Origin of the sequence: Halosimplex halophilum (assembly GCF_004698125.1) — an archaeon.
In the GTDB taxonomy this organism is placed as follows: Archaea; Halobacteriota; Halobacteria; order Halobacteriales; family Haloarculaceae; genus Halosimplex; species Halosimplex halophilum.
In genome coordinates this window covers 702,286-719,196 of sequence record NZ_SRHV01000005.1, presented here as the reverse complement: position 1 = coordinate 719,196, position 16,911 = coordinate 702,286, and the positions used below count along the sequence as shown (strand labels likewise).

Below are 16,911 nucleotides of genomic sequence, written 5' to 3'. Positions count from 1 at the left end.
CAGGCGGTGAAGGCCCCGGTGCGCTCCGGTCGCCGGGGCCTACCAGAGTCCGTCCCTACCAGGGTTCGTCCTTGGCGCCGATGAGGTAGGCGATGCCGTTGGTGACGACGTGCAACAGCGGGGTGACGACCAGCACCGTCACGAGCACCGGCGGGGTGAACGTCGCGGTCACCCACTCGAAGTCGAGGACGGCCGCCAGCGCGAGCGCGCCGACGACGAAGTCCAGCTGGTCCAGCCCGGGGAACGGGGCGCCGCGCTCGCGGCCGCTCCGGCGCTTGATAAAGGAGGCGCCGATGTCGCCGACCATCGCACCGAGCGCCAGCCCGACGGCGGCCGCCAGCGGGAACTCGACCGCGGGGACGCCCAGGAGGCCGGCGATGGCGTCCGACCCGGCGTTGAGGGCGAGCGCGAGCGCGACGCCGGCGGCGGTGCCGGCGGCGGTCCCGCGCCAGGTCTTGCCGTCGCCGAGGACGCGCCGGCCGCCCCAGGTGCGCCCGCCGTCGATGGGCCGGCCGCCGCCGGCCAGCACCGCCGCGTTGTTCGGCACGTACGCGGGCCCCATTGCCCACAGCGCCGTGACGACCACCGTGACCAGGTCCATACCGACGCCGACAGCCCCGCGGTTCTTAAGTCGCCGTGGTTCGCGTCGGCGCTCCACGCCCGCGTCCGGGTGGCCCTCGCCCGCATCTGGTGCTCTTTCCCCTCGACGCCCGACGCGACGCCGGTACCCATTTCACACCGGCGGCAATACTTACCAGCATGCTTCCGCCGATAGCGAGTCGCTTCGTCGCCGGCGAGACGGCGCCGGCGGCGCTGGAACACGCCCGCGAGACCAACGAACGCGGGGTCGGGGTGATCCTCAACCTGCTCGGCGAACACTACGACGAACGCGAACCGGCCGACGCGGACGCCGCGGCCTACTGCGAACTGGTCGACGACATCGCGGGGACGGACCTGCGGGCCCGCATCTCGGTGAAACCCTCCCAGCTCGGGCTCGACGTGGGCGAGGAGGTGTTCCGGGAGAACCTCGCCCGGGTCGTCGAGCGGGCGGACGAACACGGGGTGTTCGTGTGGATGGACATGGAGGACCACACGACGACCGACGCGACGCTCGACGCCTTCGAACACCACGCCCGCGAGACCGGCGGGGGCGTCGGCGTCTGCGTGCAGGCGAACCTCAGGCGCACGCGCGAGGACCTCGAACGGCTGGCCGACCTGCCCGGGAAGGTCCGGCTGGTCAAGGGCGCCTACGACCCGCCGGAAGCGGTGGCCTACCGGGAGAAGCCGCGGGTGAACGAGGCCTACCGGGACTGCCTCGAGTACATGTTCGAGGCGTTCGACGACGGGGTGGCCGTGGGGAGCCACGACCCGGAGATGGTCGCGCTGGCCGAGCGGTTGCACGACGAGCACGGGACCCCCTACGAGGTGCAGATGCTGATGGGCGTCCGCGAGGACGCCCAGTTCGACCTGGCCGACGAGCGGGAGGTGTGGCAGTACGCCCCCTACGGCTCGAAGTGGCTCTCGTACTTCTACCGGCGGGTGCTCGAACGGAAGGAGAACCTCGCGTTCGCGCTACGGGCGGTCGCGAGCGGGTGACCGGTTCCCCCTCGGCCGGCGTCCGCCCCGCCCGGACAGCCGTCGAGGGGGCCACGGCCGGATACCGTTCCTGTTCGCGTCCTGAAGGAACACGCTTACTACGGTTCGGCGGCCAGATACCTGCAGATGAGTTCGGCATCGTGGAAGCGCGACTTCGCCAGCGGCCTCGTGATCCTCGTGCCGTTGCTGGTGACCGCCTACATCATCGTCTGGATCTACTCCGCGCTGGCGGCGGTGCCGCTGCCCGTCCAGGACCAGACCGTCGAGCTGCTCGGCGAGGTGTACAACGTCAGCGCCCCGCTGCGGGTCGCGCTGACGCTGGTCATCTTCGTCCTCGTGGTGTTCTCGCTGGGCTACCTGATGCGGACGGCCTTCGGCGACTTCATCGAGGACGGGATCGACCGCGTGATGAACCAGCTCCCCGGGCTCCGGGTCGTCTACAACGCCTCGAAGATGGCCGTCGAGACGGTCGTCTCCGGCGCGGACGAACTGCAGGAGCCCGTGAAGATCGAGACCTGGCAGGGCATGCGGATGACCGCGTTCAAGACCGGACAGACGACCGAGGACGGCCGCGACGTGCTCTTTCTTCCTACCGCGCCGAACATCACCACCGGCTACGTCGTCGAGGTCGACCCCGACTCCTACGAGGAGACCGACGAACGCGTCGAGGAGGCGTTGACGCGGGTGCTCAGCGCCGGGTTCGGCGAAGCGGAGAACACGTCGATCCCCGTGGACGTCGCCACGGACGACGCGGACGGCGAGTGACACCGGCGGCCGCGAACGCCGACACGGCGACGACGAACGAGACCGCGGCAGCGACGGAGTGACGGACGGGCGGGAGCGGTCGCCTCAGCTGATGTGGGCGGCGATATCGGCTTCGGTGATGATCCCGATGGTCTCGCCGTCCTCGACGACGAGGACGGCGTCGTTGTGGTTGAGGTAGTCGTTGATCTCGTCGATGGTCGCGCCGGGCTCGACGGTCGCGATCGACTCGCGTTTGAGTTCGTCGACGGGGTAGTCGCCGACGTTGTCGGCCTCGGAGTCGCCCGAGCGCTGGCGGATGTCCGAGTGGCTGATGAGCCCCAGCGGCGTCCCGTCGCGGATGACCGGGGCCTGCGAGAACCCGTGTTCGTCCATCAGCTCCTGGGTCTCGTGGACGGAGTCGTCGGGCTCGACGCTCACGATCGGCGAGTTCATCAGGTCCTCCGCGCGCAGGATGGCGCCCTCGGCCTCCTGCAGCGCGTTGACGATCCGCCGCAGCGTCGACAGCCGCGGGTCCACGTCGCCGCCCTCGATACGCGCGATCAGCGGCTGGGACACGTCCGCCCTGTCGGCCAGGTCGCTCTGGGTCAACCCCAGCTCGTTCCGCCGCTCCCGCAGGTCCGCCGGCGTCGGTAAATCCATGTCACCGGATAACCATGGGTAATATAAAAAACCTCCGCCGACGCGCGGGGCGGTGTTCGGGCCGGTACACCGGCTGACCGGTCGGTTTCGGTCACTCCGAAGCGGGCGGGACCGCGCCGCTCGCCGCGCCGTCCGGCGCTCGTCGGTCGTTCCCGCCCGGGTGGGAAGGCCCGCTCGACGGGCTGTACGCGCTGCAAAGCACGTTCGGGGTCCCAGACGGCGATCGGTGAACGCCCCGCGCGAAGGCGTCCCTGCGGGCCGAGGAGACGCGCGACCGTAAATCCCCGTCGGGGAGTCCCACCTCAGAGGCGGGGTCGGGATGCTGCCACCGCTCTCCCGGAGATCGGGACGACCGTCGCAGCGACTGCCCCGAGAAGCGGACTCCCGGTCGTCGCAGTGACCACCCCGACGGCCACCAGAGCCAGACAAACGGGGACGACCGCGCTCCGAGACACCCCGTGTGTCTGTGGCGGACTCCGGAAGGGGTTCCGTTCGCCACGAGACGCCCGTCGTCGCCGCGTGGCCGGTCTCCCATGTCCCCGGGTGAAACTGTCGTTCGGATAGAACTACCGCGCGGCGACCGCTCACTCCGCGAGCGGTCCCAGTTCCGACTCGTAACACGAGCGACAGACGTACCGGTCGAAGGGCTCCTCGTCCGGCGGGTTGACGAGGACGTGGACGCTGGCGCCGAACGGCACCGTCTCGCCGCAGACCGCACACTCCTCGGTCACGGTCGTTCGATCGTGTGACTCGATCGCGCACCGCAAAGAAGCTATCGGGGCCGGGAGTCGGCGGTCCCGGTGCCGGGAGCCCGGGTCGAGCGGTCGGGAATCGGGAGCGACGCGCTCAGTCGGCTGCGACGGCGTCGCCGAGCTCCTGGGCCTCGGCGAGCACGTCTTCGACGGAGTCGCCGGTCGGCTCGTTGTTGAGGAGCACGTCGATGGGCAGCGTGGGGGCGCCGTCGACGAGGTTCTCCATGATGACCAGTCGCTCGCGGGCGCGGGACATCCCGACGTAGAAGACCCGTCGCTCGTTGTCGGTGAGCGTCGGGACCGGCGAGGTGCGCTTGGTGAACTCCTCGTCGCCGGGGACCTCCCGGTCGGACTGGTCGACGGTGGCTGCCATCTGCTCGACGACCTTCTCGGTGAGGTCGGTGGCGACGAAGACGTGGTCGGCCTCGCGACCCTTCGCGCTGTGGATCGTGCCCAGGCGCACGCGGTCGGCCTCCATGCCCTCGTACTCGCCGGCGAAGTACGCCTCGACGGAGCGCTCCTGAAAGCTGGTGACCTTCCGGAGCATGTCGGCGGCCGCCCGCGGGTCCGGGACGAACGGGGCGTAGTCGCGGATCGTCTCCGGTTCGACCGACAGCTCTTCGAGGTCCTCGACGTCCGCGGCCTCCTCCATCGCGTCGAGCTCGTCGAACAGGTCGTCGCGCTCGCCGGAGCCGAACGCGGAGTCGGCGAGCATGTCCGCGAGCCGGCGGGCCTGCAGGCCGGTGACGGGCTCGTCCACGTCCAGCGCCTCGATGGCGCGGACGTACTGGGTGAGCCGGTCGGTCCACATCCGCTGGTCGGTCAGGCAGGTGAAGGGGATCCCCTCCCCGATGAACTCGTCGATGAACTGGAACATCTGGTAGCGCGCCCGGAAGAGGATCATCGCCGTGCCGTCCTCGTCTTCCTCGATGGTGGTGCGGACGTTGCGGACGAGGTCGATCATCGAGGGGTTCTGGACCCCCTCGACGCGGCCGCCCTCCTTGCGGGGGTTGAGGTCCTTCTCCTGGCGCTTGTCGATGTGGCTGACCTCCCGGTTGACGACGTTCAGGATGCGAGAGGGAAGCCGGTAGGAGTTCGGGAGGACGTTGTCGTCGGTGACGTCCTCCTCCAGCAGCAGGTCGGGGTCGGCGCCCTGCCAGGCGTAGACCACCTGGTCGTCGTCGCCGGCGATCAGCACCGTCTCCATGTGCGGGCGCCACTCGCGGTACACGTCGTACTGCAGGGTCGTGATGTCCTGGAACTCGTCGATGACGAGGTAGTCGACGTTCGGCAGCAGCGACCGCTGGGCGACCCGCTCCAGCATGTCGGCGAACCCGACCACGTCGTTCTCGCCCTTGTACTGGCGCCAGGCGCGGATCGTCTCGGGGACGCTGATGCGGTCGTCGTCGCTGGGCCACGTGGGCGTGTACTTGTTGCCGGTCTGGGCGTTGTCGTCGATCTCCGGCGGCAGGCGGACCTCCTCGTCGTCCCACTTGAACGGGACGTCGTACCAGTCGGCCACGTCCCGGCGGGTCCGCTGGAGCCACTGGCTCGTCGCGATGATCTTGTTGCCGATGGTCGTCGAGCGGGCCGTCCGCCGCCGCGAGCCCTCGTACTCGTCCTCGTACTCGATGCCGTACTCCTCGCAGAAGTCCTCCTTGTCGGACTCCCCGACCACGTCCCCCCGCGAGAGGTCCAGCAGTTCGTAGGCCTTCGCGTGCATCGTGCAGACGTTCCCCTTGAGCGCGCGCGGGGACTCGCCGAGTCGCTCGGCGAGGCGCTCGCGGATCTCCGCCGCGGCCGCCCGGGTGTACGACACCACCAGCACGTCCCGGAACTCCACGTCGTCGTTCTCTTCGAGCAGGGTCTCGACCCTGTCGAGCAGTGCCGTCGTCTTCCCGCTCCCGGGACCACCAAACAGGCGCGTCACCTGGGTGGACGGTTCAGTCATTGGGCAACTAGTGGGGCCCGTGGGTCATAAACGGCGTGGCTTGGAGTCGTCGCCGGCGGACCGCCCCCGAAACGGCCCGGCGGCACCACGACGGGGTCGGGTCGGTCAGTCGCGGTACAGCGAGACGTACAGCATCGTGAACCCGATGATGAAGGGGATCGATTCGGTCATCCGGAAGAACAGCCTGACCGTCTCGGTCGCCTCGCGGACGCCGATCTGTGCGATGACGGTGCTGGCGACGCCCATGCTGATGAAGGCGAACCCCATGAAGGCGTACTGCAGCCGCTCGGACGGGCGCTGTCGGTACGCCTGGAAACTGATCAGCGTGATCCCGAGCGAGAGCCCGAACACCGCCATCCGCATCAGCGCCAGGACCCCCCGCATGACCGCGACGACTTCTACCATTCGTCGTCTGTCCGGCAGGACGCACCGACATATAATTTCGCCGGTCCCGCGCGCGGTCGGTCGAGCGACCGCTCACGTGGCGCCCCGCCGCGGTGGTGTCCCCGCGCGCCGCCGCGCTCACTCCGGGTTGAGGTCGTCCCAGAGCTGGCTGAACCGGTCGGGGAGGTTCTCCTCGCGGTAGATGCGCACCTTGTACTCGTCGTCCTCCAGGGAGATGACCGTCGACTCGAAGTTCGACTCGTAGACCTTGTAGTGGTTGCCGTCGTCGGCTACCAGGGTCTGGTCCTTGACGAGGTCGTACTGGCTGAGCATCTCGATGCGGCGGTAGACCGTCGGCAGCGACAGGTCGCACTCCTCGCTCAGGTCCTTCGCCGACCTGGGCTCGCGGCTGATCGCCGCGAGCACGCGTCGGGCGTGTTCGTCGCCGATGGTATCGAGGATCTCCTCGATTGCCCGTTCGTCGTCCACTACCAGTGTGATCTCTTGAGGTGTTACAAAGGCCTTTCGAGCGGGCGGCTCTTTCAGGCTCAGAAAACGCGCCTGCCCCATTATGGGAATCGCCTCGCTACCGTGGAGTGCGGACCAAGTGCGAGCCCGGACGCCCCATCGCACCGTGCGCATCCGTGTGTGCCAGTGGTGGGGTGTGGGTTCGACCGGCCCCCGGCGGGAGCCCGCCGGCGCCGTCCGGCGCACGGCGCTCCCTCGCGGGCCGGCACGGGTCGTCCGGGCCCGCATGCGGTCCTCGCCGGCACGAGCGCGCTGCCGGAGGTCGTTCCCGGCATCCCCCCCAACGCGTCTCCCCCGACGCAGCCAGGGAACGAACGGGTCTTCGGACCCGCCGGCTCTCCCCCTGCCGGCCTCCGTTGCCCGCCTTCCGGTGGACTTCCCCCCTACTTTCCCCCCCAATCTTCCCCTTTCGCACCGAACGGTCACCGCCCCGAGTCGAGGGCGCGCCCGGCTACTGCGGGTTCAGCTCGCCGGACTCGACCATCGCCTCCAGCGGGTTGTCCTCGATCGCCAGCGGGAGGTCGACGCGACCGCGGCGGCGCGCCGACTCCCAGATCCCGAAGATGATCTCGGTGCTATTGAGAGCGTTCTCGGCCCCGATCACGGCCCGGTCGCCCGACTCCAGACAGTCCACGACGTGGGCGACCGCGTCGTCGATGGGGTCGGTCCAGGCACCTTCCTCGACGGTCTCGCCGGTCCACTCGCCGCCGTCGGTCCGCCAGCGCAGGTCCGCGTCGGACCGTTCGGGGCCGACTTCGAGGACGCCGTCGGTCCCGACGAAGCGCATGTCCGCGGGGACGAACGAGCGGTCGCCGCCGGTCGAGACGACGGCGTCGACGCCGCTCTCGTAGCGCCAGTGGGCGTGGGCCTGGTTCTCGTTGTGGGCGCCGAACCACTTGTTCTCCTCCCGGTAGTCGATCCCCCCGATGACCCACTCGGCGGGCACGTCGCCGGCGACGCCCGTCGCAAAGTCGATCATGTGCGTGCCGCCGTCGTAGATGTTCCCCGGCGCGAGTTCGATCCGTTCGAGGTCGCCGATGGCGCCGTCCTCGATCCGCTCGCGGGCCCGCACCCACGTGGGCTTGAACCGGCGCATGTGGTTGAAGGTGAGCTGGACGCCCGCCTCGCGACACCCCTCGGCCATCCGCCGGGAGTCGCCCCACGTGAGGTCCATCGGCTTCTCGCAGTGGATGGCCTCGACGCTGTCGCTCCGCGCGCAGTCGAGCACCACGTCGGCGTGGTCCTCTGGCCAGACCGAGACCGAGACGATATCCGGCTCGGCCTCGGCGAGCATCGCCTCGTAGTCCTCGAAGACGCCGTCGTCGTCGATGCCGAAGCGGTTCGCGAACGCCGCGGCGCGCTGGGGTACCAGGTCCGTGCAAGCGACGAGTTCGCAGTCGTCGAGCTTCTCGTAGCCCTCGCCGTGGTAGTAGTTCATCGCGAATCCCTCGGGGCCCGGGTTCTTCAGATCCGCCTGGTCGCCGGTCCCGACGAAAGCGATGTCGTAGGTGGTCACGACTACCCCTCTCGGGGGCGGTCCCGTAGTCCTTGCGCCCGCGGAAGCGCGAACGGCGTGGAACCGAGACCGACCCTCAGCGACGCCAGTCAGCCGGACCGCCTGCGTCGCAGCCACATCCCGATACCGACGCCGATCACTCCCGGCAGGAGTGAGAACTTGAGTGTCTGTTCGAGCGCGACGGGGAGAACGCCCGCGAGCGTGTCGGGACACGGAAAACACCCGAAGACCTGGTACCACCAGACCCGATACGCGAAGAACGGCACCGCCCCGACGGCGAATCCCGGGAGGATCCCACCATTCAGCCCTGCCGCCGCTGCCGCGACTATGCCGATCACGGCCGCGAACAGGATGTGGAACTGGTAGTCGGCGCCGGGGAACTCGATCAGCGGCGACAGTGCACCGAGCGACGCGTACGCCGCGATCCCGAGCGGAACCGCCGACAGGACGACGAGCACGGTTCGCCGGTCGCTCGCCCCTACTAGGAACTCCTTGCTCGTCCAGTTCACGGACGAACAACTGCGACCGACTGCAAAAGAGGTGACCTGTCCGCGGGATACGTCGTCAGCCTTCGAACCCATCCTCCCACCTGAAAATACCATCGCGCTGGATCACCTCGCCGTCGACCTCCAGCCGGGAGTCGCCGGTCATGTCGGTGATGAGGTCGACGTGGACCGCCGAGTCGTTGCCGGACTCCCCCTCGGGGAGGTTGGCGTCGTAGGCGCGGCCGAGCGCCAGGTGCACCGTGCCGGCCATCTTCTCGTCGAAGAGGATCCGCCCGGTCGGGCGGTCGATGCCGCGGTTCATCCCGACCCCGAGTTCGCCCAGCTGTCGGGAGCCGCCGTCGGTCTGGATGATTTCGTCGATCACGTCCTCGCCCTGCGCGGCCTCCCAGTCGACGACGACGCCGTCCTTGAACGTGAGCTTCACGTCGCGCACGTCGCGGCCGCGGATCGTCATCGGCACGTCGAAGGTGACGACGCCGGCGGTGTCGTACGGTGCGGTGAACACCTCGCCGGAAGGGAGGTTGTGCGAGTCGTAGGCGACGCTGGCGGCGGAGTTGACGGCGGTGCGGCCGTCGATGAAGAGGGTGAGGTCGGTCCCCTCGTTGACGACCCGGACCTCCTCGCCGTCGTCGAGGATGTCCTTCAACTGGGCCATCTCCGCGGCGAGCGCCTCCCAGTCGCGCAGGGTGGCGTCGTAGACGAACTCGGCGTACTCCGCGTAGGCCATGCCGGCCTGCTGTGCGAGCGAGCGGGTGGGGTGGACCGTCGAGACCCAGTCCGTGTCGAGGCGGGCCTCCCTGACCCCCCGGCGCGCGCGGCCGTGGCGCTGGGTGCGCTCGCCGGGCACGTCGGCCATCGCCGCCGTGTTGCGGCCGCCGCCCAGCGAGAGCACGCTGTCGGCGTTTTCGTATAGCGATAACTCGTGTATCGGATCCTCGTCGAACTCGCCGTCGTGGGCGCGGAGATAGGCCCGCTGGACCTCCTCTGAGGCGTAGACGGTCACCACGTTCGCGCCGCGCTCACCCAGCACCTCCGCGACGGCGACCGCGAGGTCGTGTGCGCCCTCGTCGACGCTGACGACCACGTCGTCGCCCGCCTCGACCCGCGCGCTCCAGTCGACCAGCGTCTCCGCGTGTTCGCGTACGCGTTCGTCCATACCCCGCCGTCGGCCGCCGCGGACTAAACGGTGGCGCGCCCGCCCGGTGACCGCCCCGGTTCCGACCGTCCTCGCACTTCCCGGCCGGACGGGTCCTGTCAGTCGTATTTCGGTCTGCCTAAATTCCGAAACGGCTTTATCGAATTAGGTGAGCCTAAAACGTATGGCAGACTCCGATTCCGACGCGACGCGCAGAACGTATCTGGCCGCGGCGGCCGCCGTCCTCGGTGGCGGCGGCCTCGCGGGCTGTGCCAGCGACGGCGGATCGACCGACACGCCGGCCGACGACGCCGGCGCGACCGACGAGCCCACCGCGACGCCCACCGACACGCCGACACCGGCCGAGTCGTCCGGGACGGAGACGCCGTCGGGGACCCGATCGGCCGTCGAGACGCCCTACTCGGTGTCGATCGAACCGATGGGGAGCGTCGAGTTCGACGCCGTCCCCGAGACCTGGGTCGCCAACAACGGCTCGTGGGCCGACATGGGGATCGCCCTGGGCCTCGAACCGCCGGAGGGCGTCTGGCTGAAGAACCGCTACCACACCGACTACTACGACTCGATCCCGGGGGTCAGCGTCGACAAGAGCGACATGGTGTCGCTCTACCAGGACGGCGGCGTCGGCAAGGAGCTGTTCTACGAACTCGACGCCGACGTGCACGTCATGGACCCGAACTTCCTGATGAACCGCTTCAAGGGGTGGGAACAGTCCGACGTGGACGAGATCGCCGCGGAGATCGCGCCGCTGTTCGGCAACTGCATCTACGCCCAGCACTACCCCTGGCACTCCGATTACCGCTACTACACCCTCTTCGAGGCGTTCGAGAAGCTCGCGCAGGTGTTCAAGCGGACCGACCGCTACGAGGCCTTCGAGGCCGTCCACGACGACTTCCAGTCGAACCTCGCCCCCGTCGTCCCCAACCAGGGGAGCCGCCCCGAGGTCGCCGTCCTCTGGGGCGTCGGCAACGAGCCCGTCGAGTACTACCCGTACATCATCGGGGAGGGGACCGGCTTCAAGCACCTCCGGGACCTCCGCGTGCGGGACGCGCTCGCCAGCACGGACATCAAGGACTTCCACGGCTCGCGGGCGGCCATCGACCTGGAGACGCTGCTGAAGGTCGACCCCGAGGTGATGCTGCTCCGCGGCTACGAGGCCATGTCCGCCTCGGAGTTCCGGGACACCGTGGTCTCGTTCCTCGAAGACCACCAGACCGCGAGCACGCTCACGGCCGTCGAGAACGGCGATGTCTACCGCGCGGGCGGCCTCTACCAGGGCCCGATCACCAGCATGGTGCTGACCGAGCGGACCGCGAGCCAGCTCTACGGCGCCGACGCGGAGCTGTTCGACCGCGAGCGCGTCGCGGAGATCGTCGCGGGTGACCTGTAGATGAGCGACGCGGGCGAGGGCGGTGCGGACGCGACCGGCGGACCGGCGGCCAGCGGCGAGTCCGTGGACGCGGACGCGGTCGTCGTCGGCTGCGGCCCGGCCGGCGCCGCGGCGGGCGTGTTCCTCGCCCGCTACGGGCTCGACACCGTCGTCTTCGACCGCGGAACCGCGTCGCTCGACCGCTGCGCGTTCCTCGGCAATTACCCCGGCTTCCCGGCCGGTATCGACGTCGAGACGTTCCAGGGGTTGCTCCGCGACCACGCCCGGGAGGCCGGCTGCCGACTGGTCGAGGACCTCGTCGAGTCGGTCGAGCGGGCGACCGACGCGGACGGCCCGGACGCGGCCCCGCCGGACGGTCCCCTGGCCGTCTCGACACAGGACGGCCGTCGCGTCGTCGCCGAGCGGGTGGTCGCGGCGACGCGCTACACCGGCGAGTACCTCCGGCCGCTCGGCGGCGACGCGATGTTCGAGACCCACGAGCACGACGGGGAGGAACACGAACACTTCGACCCCGACTATTCGGACGAGGACGGCCGGACGCCGGTCGACGGGCTCTACGTCGCCTCGCCCGCGGGCCAGCGCGACGTGCAGGCGGTCGTCGCCGCGGGGCGGGGCGCCCACGTCGCGCGGACGCTCCTCGAAGACCGCCGCGTCGACCGGGGGTACCCCCGCGACCTCGCCCGCCACTACGACTGGCTGCGGCCCGACAGCGAGTTCGAGGGCGAGTGGGGCGACCGCGAGCGCTGGCGCGAGTGGTTCGACGAGCGGGTCCCCGACGACCACGACGCGGGCGACGAGCGCCTCGCCGACCTGCGCGAGGCGTACGTCGACGACGCCTTCGACACCCGCCGGAGCGCCGACGAGGTCGCCGACCTGACCGACCGCGCCCACCGCCGGCTCCTCGACCACCTCGACGACGACGCGGTGCTCGACCGCGCCGCCGAGATCGAGGCCGAACGCGCCGAGACGACCGAGCCGGACGGGGAGGGGCAGTGACTCACCCCGACCGTCGCCCAGCGCGTCGAACCGCAACCACTAAGCCGCTGTTTAGGCATACCTAAACCGATCGGATGGTAGAGAACGCTGTGTCGGGAACGGAGACGGAGTCCGGGGCGAGGGCGTCCGACAGCGGCCGTCTCGACTGGGTCGACCGGTCGCTGCTGGGGCTGTGCCTGGGGAGCCTGGCGGTGGCCGTCGCCGCGGGGCTCGTCCAGGTGAGCTTCGGGTCGTACTCGATGTCGGTCGTGCGGGCCTGGCGGTCGGTCGTCGACCCCGCCGTCCTGCTCGACCACCGCTGGATGCTCAACTTCCTGCTCGGCGAGGGGCTGATGCGGACGGTCACGGGCTTCCAGGGCGAACTGCCGGAGCTCGCGACGCCGACGCTCATCGTCTGGACGATCCGGCTGCCGCGCGTGTTCGTCGCCGGGCTCGTCGGCGCGAACCTCGCCGTCTCGGGGGCCATCTTCCAGGCCGTGACGCGCAACGAGCTGGCGAGCCCGTTCGTGCTCGGCGTCTCCTCTGGCGCGGGCCTGCTCATCCTCCTGACGCTCGTCGTCTTCCCCGTCCTGGCGGCGGCGCTGCCCATCATCGCCGCCGTCGGCGGGATGGCCGCGTTCCTGCTGGTCTACGTCATCGCCTGGAAGGGCGGCACCTCGCCGGTCCGGCTGGTGCTGGCGGGGGTCATCGTCGGCACCGTCTTCCAGAGCCTCCAGACCGGCCTGTTCTTCTTCGCCGACAGCATCGGCGTGGTCCAGTCGGCCATCCAGTGGACGACGGGCTCGCTGACCGGCGTCGACTGGGAGCAGGTCCGGACCGCGCTGCCGTGGTCGATCGTCGCCGTCGGGCTGTCGCTGGTCGGCGCCCGCCAGCTGAACGTCCTGCTTTTGGGCGAGCGGACCGCCTCCTCGCTCGGGATGAACGTCGAGCGGATGCGGTTCGCCCTCTCGGCGGTCGGCGTGCTCGCGGCCGCGGCGAGCATCGCCGTCGCCGGCATCGTCGGCTTCGTCGGGCTCATCGTCCCCCACGTCGTCCGCAACATCGTCGGCAGCGACTACCGCCGGCTCGTCGTCGGCTGCGTCTTCGCCGGCCCCGCCCTGCTGGTGGCGGCCGACGTGGGCGCGCGGCTGGCCATCCCCGTCCTCACGGGCGGGAGCGGCCAGCTCCCCGTCGGCATCGTCACCGGCCTCGTCGGCGGCCCGTACTTCCTCTACCTGATGCGCAAACAGGAGCAACTCGGAGAGATATGAGCCAGAGCGACACCACCCCGGCCGAACCGCACCGCCGCGACGAACACACCGACTGCGAGGAGACGCCCGACGCCCAGTCGGCGCTCTCGGCGCCCGCTATCGGCACCGACGCCGACCCCGACGGCACCCCCTTCGAGGCCGAGGATCTGGTCGTCGGCTACCCCACGAGCGAGGAACCCGTCGTCGACGGCGAGTCGCTCGTCGCCGCCCCCGGCGAGGTGACCGCCCTCGTCGGCCCCAACGGCAGCGGCAAGAGCACACTCCTGAAGGCGATGGCCGACCAGCTCGCCCCCGAGGCGGGCGCCGTCCGCATCGACGGCCGCGAGGTCGCCGACATGGAGGCCAAGGACCTGGCCCGGCGGCTGGGCCTGCTCTCCCAGGAGAACGTCGCCCCCGACACCATCACCGTCGGGAAGCTCGTCGAACACGGCCGCTACCCCCACCGGGGCTTCTTCGACGGGCTCACCGACGAGGACCGCGCCGCGGTCGACCGCGCGATCGAGCTGGCCGGCGTCGACCACCTGCGGGGCCGCGACGTGGGCAGCCTCTCCGGCGGCCAGAAACAGCTGGTCTGGATCGCCATGGTGCTCGCCCAGGAGACCGACGTGCTCCTGCTCGACGAGCCCACGACGTTCCTCGACATGCACCACCAGCTCGAAGTGATGGAGATAATCGAGCGGCTGCGGGCCGACAGCGACAAGACCGTCGTCGTCGTCCTCCACGACCTCCAGCAGGCCGCCCGCCTCGCGGACCGGGTCGTCGCGCTGAAAGACGGCGCCGTCCAGGGCCGCGGCGACCCCGAGGCGGTCGTCACCGAGGAGTTGCTCGCCGACGTGTTCGGCATCGAGGCCGACGTCGTCCCGACCGAGCGCGGCCCGCAGATCACGCCGCTCCGGCCGCTCCATGACGAGGACGGCGCCGACCGTCACGACTGACGCAGTTTCGTCGCTCCGGTCGCTCTGCTCCTGTTTTTCTCCGGTTGTCCGTACGCGCTCGCGAGTCCACCGACTCGGCGGCGTCTGACGCTGTCAAGCGCATCCCGGATATCGAGTCGGAGTCAGAGCCGTGTCTCCGCGACTACTGCAACTCCTCGACGAGCGCGGCGACGGCACTATCCACGACGGACGGCTCGAGTCGACCCTGCCAGAAGTCGATATCCGCACGGTCGATCGACTGCACGCCCCAGGGGACGATCCGGCTCTCTCCCGGTGTCCCGCCCCGGACCCAGGCGTCGTCGGGTATCTCGACCAGTCCGTCCAGCCAGGATTTCGTCGTGAGCGTGAGTGCGATGTACTGCTCGCCGTGGAAGGGTCGCCCCTCGTGATTCGAGGTCACGAGCCACGGGCGCGCCGCTTCCTCACCCTTGAACGGGTCCGCCCCGTACACGACATCGCCGCGTTCGAAGATCGGTGTAGGCCCGTCGTCGGTCACTGTTCGTCCGTGAGGCTCGGGTGCTGTTCGTCCGGTGCGCGCTCGCGCCACCCCTCGCGGTCCTCCTCGCCGAGTCGCTCGTTGAACAGCGCCGTCGCTCGCTCGTATCCGCTCGCCGTCGCCAGCCGTTCCTCGCTCTCGGTCACCGCCCAGTAGGTGGCCTTGTGTTCGACGAGTCCGCGCTGCTTCAGCCGCGTGAGCGCCGTTCTGACGGCGTTCTCGTCGATCCCGGACCGATCGGCGATCTCGCTCGCCTCGAACGCGCGGTCGTCGTGGGCGACCAGGAACCCCAGCACCCGCTGTGGCACGGACAGCGATTCGAGCTCCTCCTCGGTCGCCTCGCGGAACGTCTCCCTGTCTATCGACATCGGTCGTGTCCACGTAGCGGAGCGAACGATATGAACGTTATCGACGAAATCTCTGTGACGGATGAAACTCTCGTCCTGTCGGAGCGGATCCGTCGAGCGACCACGCCGCTTCGGCCGGCGGCGCCTCCCTTTGCGCTCGTTCGCTGGCCACGGGCGAACGCGGCGCTCGGACTCGGGTTTTACCTGCCTGGCTGCGAATCGCCTAGTCGCGGCGTCTATGGCTGTCAAGCGCATACCGAGATACCGAATCTCCCGGACGCATCCGCTCGTCGCCACTCCGGAGCGCAAAGAAACGCGGTCGGACGCCGGGATCTAGACACGTCCGACCTGTCCTCGCTGCGTCCGCAACTATGTGGTACGAGATCTATCAGCAAGAACGTCGTTGGGCGGTGCGTATCGGTCGCTATCCGGATCCTGTCTCGATTCACCCTCGACAGTGTCGCGACAGTCGATACGGTGTCGTCGGTCGGTTCCCCGCACCGCAGAGTCTACCGCCACCCGCTCGGCGGGTCCGTCCATGGCGACGACCCTCGACGGCGAGGCGCTGGCCGCGCGACTGAGAGACGACCTCCGCGAGTCGGTCGAACGGCTCGCCGATGACAGCGCTCGACCCGGACTGGCGACCGTCCACGCCGGCGACGAGCCGGCCGCCGAGTCCTACGTCCAGATGAAACAGCGCGACTGCGAGGAGGTAGGCATCGAGGGGACGCGCGTCGACATCGACCCCACCGCCCCGGCGTCGGAACTGCACGATACTATCGCCGACCTGAACGCCGACCCGTCGGTCCACGGCGTCCTGATCCAGGACGACGTGCCCGAGCACGTCGACTGGCGTACGGCGATCCGGCGCATCGATCCCGAGAAGGACGTCGACGGGCTCCACCCTGACAACGTCGGGCGGCTGCTCGCGGGCGCCCCGCGGTTTGTCCCCTGCACGCCGCTGGGGATCCGGCGACTCCTGGCGGAGTACGACATCGATATCGCGGGCGCGAACGTGGTCGTCGTGAACCGTTCGATGATCGTGGGGAAACCGCTCGCGGCGCTGCTGGGCGCTCGCGGTGGGAGTGCGAGCGGGGGTGCGGACGCCACGGTCACGATCTGTCACTCCCGGACCGAGGACCTCGCAGCGAAGACCCGGGCCGCGGACGTCCTCGTGGTCGCCGTCGACCGCCCCAGGTTTCTCGACGGGTCGATGGTGACCGAGGGGACGACGGTCGTCGACGTGGGGATCGGTCGCGTTCCCGCCGAAAGCGGGAGGGGCTACGAACTCGTCGGCGATGTCGACGCCGCAAGCGTCGAGCTGAAGGTCGACTACTTCGCGCCGGTGCCCGGCGGCGTCGGGCCGATGACCAGGGTGATGCTACTTCGCAACACCGTCCGGGCCGCCCGCCGGCAGACAGACGCGCCCGCGGGCGAGTGAGCCGGCAGCACGCTTACCGACCCGACGGGCGTAGCGCGACCCGAGTATGACCGACACGCCCGTCGAGCGCTGGGAGTACAAGACGCTCCGGCCGGAGCGCGACGCGACGCGGAAGGAGGCGGTGGACCCCGAGGCGGCGCTGAACGAACGCGGCGCCGAGGGGTGGGAACTCGCGGGGACGATCGACTACACGGGCGGCGGCACGAAGTTCATCGTGTTCAAGCGACCGGCGGGCCGCGGCGACGGTGAGCGGCCGTGAGCGGGCG

The 16,911-nt window shown here is 69.7% G+C and carries 19 protein-coding genes; 8 read left to right on the top strand and 11 right to left on the bottom strand.

The window, feature by feature from the left end; genetic code table 11:
- Nucleotides 1-55: 55 nt before the first annotated feature.
- A complete protein-coding gene (locus E3328_RS19760) occupies nucleotides 56-601 on the bottom strand; it encodes a CDP-2,3-bis-(O-geranylgeranyl)-sn-glycerol synthase (protein WP_135366347.1) in 546 nt (181 codons plus the stop codon).
- Between the two features lie 158 nt (nucleotides 602-759).
- On the opposite strand from E3328_RS19760, the gene E3328_RS19755 reads away from it, so the two are divergent.
- Nucleotides 760-1,596, top strand: a complete 837-nt coding sequence (locus E3328_RS19755; RefSeq protein ID WP_135366346.1) for a proline dehydrogenase family protein — start codon at nucleotides 760-762, stop codon at nucleotides 1,594-1,596.
- 126 nt (nucleotides 1,597-1,722) lie between these two features.
- Nucleotides 1,723-2,361: a DUF502 domain-containing protein gene (locus tag E3328_RS19750; RefSeq protein WP_135366345.1), complete on the top strand. Its 639-nt coding sequence runs from the start codon at nucleotides 1,723-1,725 to the stop codon at nucleotides 2,359-2,361.
- Nucleotides 2,362-2,445: 84 nt separating this feature from the next.
- On the opposite strand, the gene E3328_RS19745 is transcribed toward E3328_RS19750, so the two are convergent.
- The 8 genes from E3328_RS19745 to E3328_RS19715 form a co-directional block, all read right to left on the bottom strand.
- Nucleotides 2,446-3,000, bottom strand: a complete 555-nt coding sequence (locus E3328_RS19745) for a CBS domain-containing protein (RefSeq protein WP_135366344.1) — start codon at nucleotides 2,998-3,000, stop codon at nucleotides 2,446-2,448.
- Nucleotides 3,001-3,584: 584 nt separating this feature from the next.
- Nucleotides 3,585-3,731: a hypothetical protein gene (locus E3328_RS22235; RefSeq protein ID WP_167837490.1), complete on the bottom strand. Its 147-nt coding sequence runs from the start codon at nucleotides 3,729-3,731 to the stop codon at nucleotides 3,585-3,587.
- 115 nt (nucleotides 3,732-3,846) lie between these two features.
- Nucleotides 3,847-5,703: a UvrD-helicase domain-containing protein gene (locus E3328_RS19740; protein WP_135366343.1), complete on the bottom strand. Its 1,857-nt coding sequence runs from the start codon at nucleotides 5,701-5,703 to the stop codon at nucleotides 3,847-3,849.
- Between the two features lie 105 nt (nucleotides 5,704-5,808).
- Entirely contained in the window at nucleotides 5,809-6,108 is a 300-nt protein-coding gene (locus E3328_RS19735) for a DUF7521 family protein (protein WP_135366342.1), read from the bottom strand.
- 117 nt (nucleotides 6,109-6,225) lie between these two features.
- Entirely contained in the window at nucleotides 6,226-6,576 is a 351-nt protein-coding gene (locus E3328_RS19730) for a winged helix-turn-helix domain-containing protein (protein ID WP_135366341.1), read from the bottom strand.
- A gap of 490 nt (nucleotides 6,577-7,066) precedes the next feature.
- Nucleotides 7,067-8,131, bottom strand: coding sequence for a Gfo/Idh/MocA family protein (locus tag E3328_RS19725; RefSeq protein WP_246023063.1), 1,065 nt, complete (start codon nucleotides 8,129-8,131; stop codon nucleotides 7,067-7,069).
- An 89-nt stretch (nucleotides 8,132-8,220) separates the two neighbouring features.
- Nucleotides 8,221-8,640: a hypothetical protein gene (locus E3328_RS19720; RefSeq protein WP_135366340.1), complete on the bottom strand. Its 420-nt coding sequence runs from the start codon at nucleotides 8,638-8,640 to the stop codon at nucleotides 8,221-8,223.
- A gap of 55 nt (nucleotides 8,641-8,695) precedes the next feature.
- Entirely contained in the window at nucleotides 8,696-9,793 is a 1,098-nt protein-coding gene (locus E3328_RS19715; protein ID WP_135366339.1) for an aminopeptidase, read from the bottom strand.
- Nucleotides 9,794-9,956: 163 nt separating this feature from the next.
- Here E3328_RS19715 and E3328_RS19710 point away from each other — a divergent pair, with 163 nt between their 5' ends.
- From E3328_RS19710 to E3328_RS19695, 4 genes are all read left to right on the top strand, one after another.
- Nucleotides 9,957-11,180: an ABC transporter substrate-binding protein gene (locus E3328_RS19710; protein WP_135366338.1), complete on the top strand. Its 1,224-nt coding sequence runs from the start codon at nucleotides 9,957-9,959 to the stop codon at nucleotides 11,178-11,180.
- A complete protein-coding gene (locus E3328_RS19705; RefSeq protein WP_135366337.1) occupies nucleotides 11,181-12,176 on the top strand; it encodes an FAD-dependent oxidoreductase in 996 nt (331 codons plus the stop codon).
- A 74-nt stretch (nucleotides 12,177-12,250) separates the two neighbouring features.
- Nucleotides 12,251-13,426, top strand: coding sequence for a FecCD family ABC transporter permease (locus E3328_RS19700; protein WP_209452242.1), 1,176 nt, complete (start codon nucleotides 12,251-12,253; stop codon nucleotides 13,424-13,426).
- Nucleotides 13,423-14,361, top strand: coding sequence for an ABC transporter ATP-binding protein (locus tag E3328_RS19695; protein ID WP_135366335.1), 939 nt, complete (start codon nucleotides 13,423-13,425; stop codon nucleotides 14,359-14,361). The genes E3328_RS19700 and E3328_RS19695 overlap by 4 nt, the downstream gene beginning before the upstream one ends.
- Before the next feature lie 142 nt (nucleotides 14,362-14,503).
- Here E3328_RS19695 and E3328_RS19690 read toward each other — a convergent pair whose 3' ends face one another.
- Together E3328_RS19690 and E3328_RS19685 are read right to left on the bottom strand one after the other, a co-directional pair.
- A complete protein-coding gene (locus E3328_RS19690) occupies nucleotides 14,504-14,857 on the bottom strand; it encodes a type II toxin-antitoxin system PemK/MazF family toxin (RefSeq protein WP_135366334.1) in 354 nt (117 codons plus the stop codon).
- Nucleotides 14,854-15,225 carry a MarR family transcriptional regulator gene (locus E3328_RS19685; RefSeq protein ID WP_135366333.1) on the bottom strand — a complete coding sequence of 124 codons (372 nt, stop codon included), beginning with the start codon at nucleotides 15,223-15,225 and terminating at the stop codon, nucleotides 14,854-14,856. Before E3328_RS19685 ends, E3328_RS19690 begins: the two co-directional genes overlap by 4 nt.
- A 517-nt stretch (nucleotides 15,226-15,742) precedes the next feature.
- On the opposite strand from E3328_RS19685, the gene E3328_RS19680 reads away from it, so the two are divergent.
- Together E3328_RS19680 and E3328_RS19675 are read left to right on the top strand one after the other, a co-directional pair.
- Nucleotides 15,743-16,645, top strand: a complete 903-nt coding sequence (locus tag E3328_RS19680; RefSeq protein WP_135366332.1) for a bifunctional 5,10-methylenetetrahydrofolate dehydrogenase/5,10-methenyltetrahydrofolate cyclohydrolase — start codon at nucleotides 15,743-15,745, stop codon at nucleotides 16,643-16,645.
- A gap of 46 nt (nucleotides 16,646-16,691) precedes the next feature.
- On the top strand, nucleotides 16,692-16,904 hold the full coding sequence (locus E3328_RS19675) for a Sp36 family protein (protein ID WP_135366331.1): 213 nt from the start codon (nucleotides 16,692-16,694) through the stop codon (nucleotides 16,902-16,904).
- Nucleotides 16,905-16,911: the final 7 nt, after the last annotated feature.

Coding starts and splice junctions, on each gene's coding strand:
- E3328_RS19750 (WP_135366345.1), top strand. CDS start 1,723: ATGAGTTCGGCATCGTGGAAGCGCGACTTCGCCAGCGGCCTCGTGATC.
- E3328_RS19715 (WP_135366339.1), bottom strand. CDS start 9,793: ATGGACGAACGCGTACGCGAACACGCGGAGACGCTGGTCGACTGGAGC.
- E3328_RS19755 (WP_135366346.1), top strand. CDS start 760: ATGCTTCCGCCGATAGCGAGTCGCTTCGTCGCCGGCGAGACGGCGCCG.
- E3328_RS19745 (WP_135366344.1), bottom strand. CDS start 3,000: ATGGATTTACCGACGCCGGCGGACCTGCGGGAGCGGCGGAACGAGCTG.
- E3328_RS19705 (WP_135366337.1), top strand. CDS start 11,181: ATGAGCGACGCGGGCGAGGGCGGTGCGGACGCGACCGGCGGACCGGCG.
- E3328_RS19710 (WP_135366338.1), top strand. CDS start 9,957: ATGGCAGACTCCGATTCCGACGCGACGCGCAGAACGTATCTGGCCGCG.
- E3328_RS19680 (WP_135366332.1), top strand. CDS start 15,743: ATGGCGACGACCCTCGACGGCGAGGCGCTGGCCGCGCGACTGAGAGAC.
- E3328_RS19675 (WP_135366331.1), top strand. CDS start 16,692: ATGACCGACACGCCCGTCGAGCGCTGGGAGTACAAGACGCTCCGGCCG.
- E3328_RS19695 (WP_135366335.1), top strand. CDS start 13,423: ATGAGCCAGAGCGACACCACCCCGGCCGAACCGCACCGCCGCGACGAA.
- E3328_RS19760 (WP_135366347.1), bottom strand. CDS start 601: ATGGACCTGGTCACGGTGGTCGTCACGGCGCTGTGGGCAATGGGGCCC.
- E3328_RS19700 (WP_209452242.1), top strand. CDS start 12,251: ATGGTAGAGAACGCTGTGTCGGGAACGGAGACGGAGTCCGGGGCGAGG.
- E3328_RS19735 (WP_135366342.1), bottom strand. CDS start 6,108: ATGGTAGAAGTCGTCGCGGTCATGCGGGGGGTCCTGGCGCTGATGCGG.
- E3328_RS19685 (WP_135366333.1), bottom strand. CDS start 15,225: ATGTCGATAGACAGGGAGACGTTCCGCGAGGCGACCGAGGAGGAGCTC.
- E3328_RS19740 (WP_135366343.1), bottom strand. CDS start 5,703: ATGACTGAACCGTCCACCCAGGTGACGCGCCTGTTTGGTGGTCCCGGG.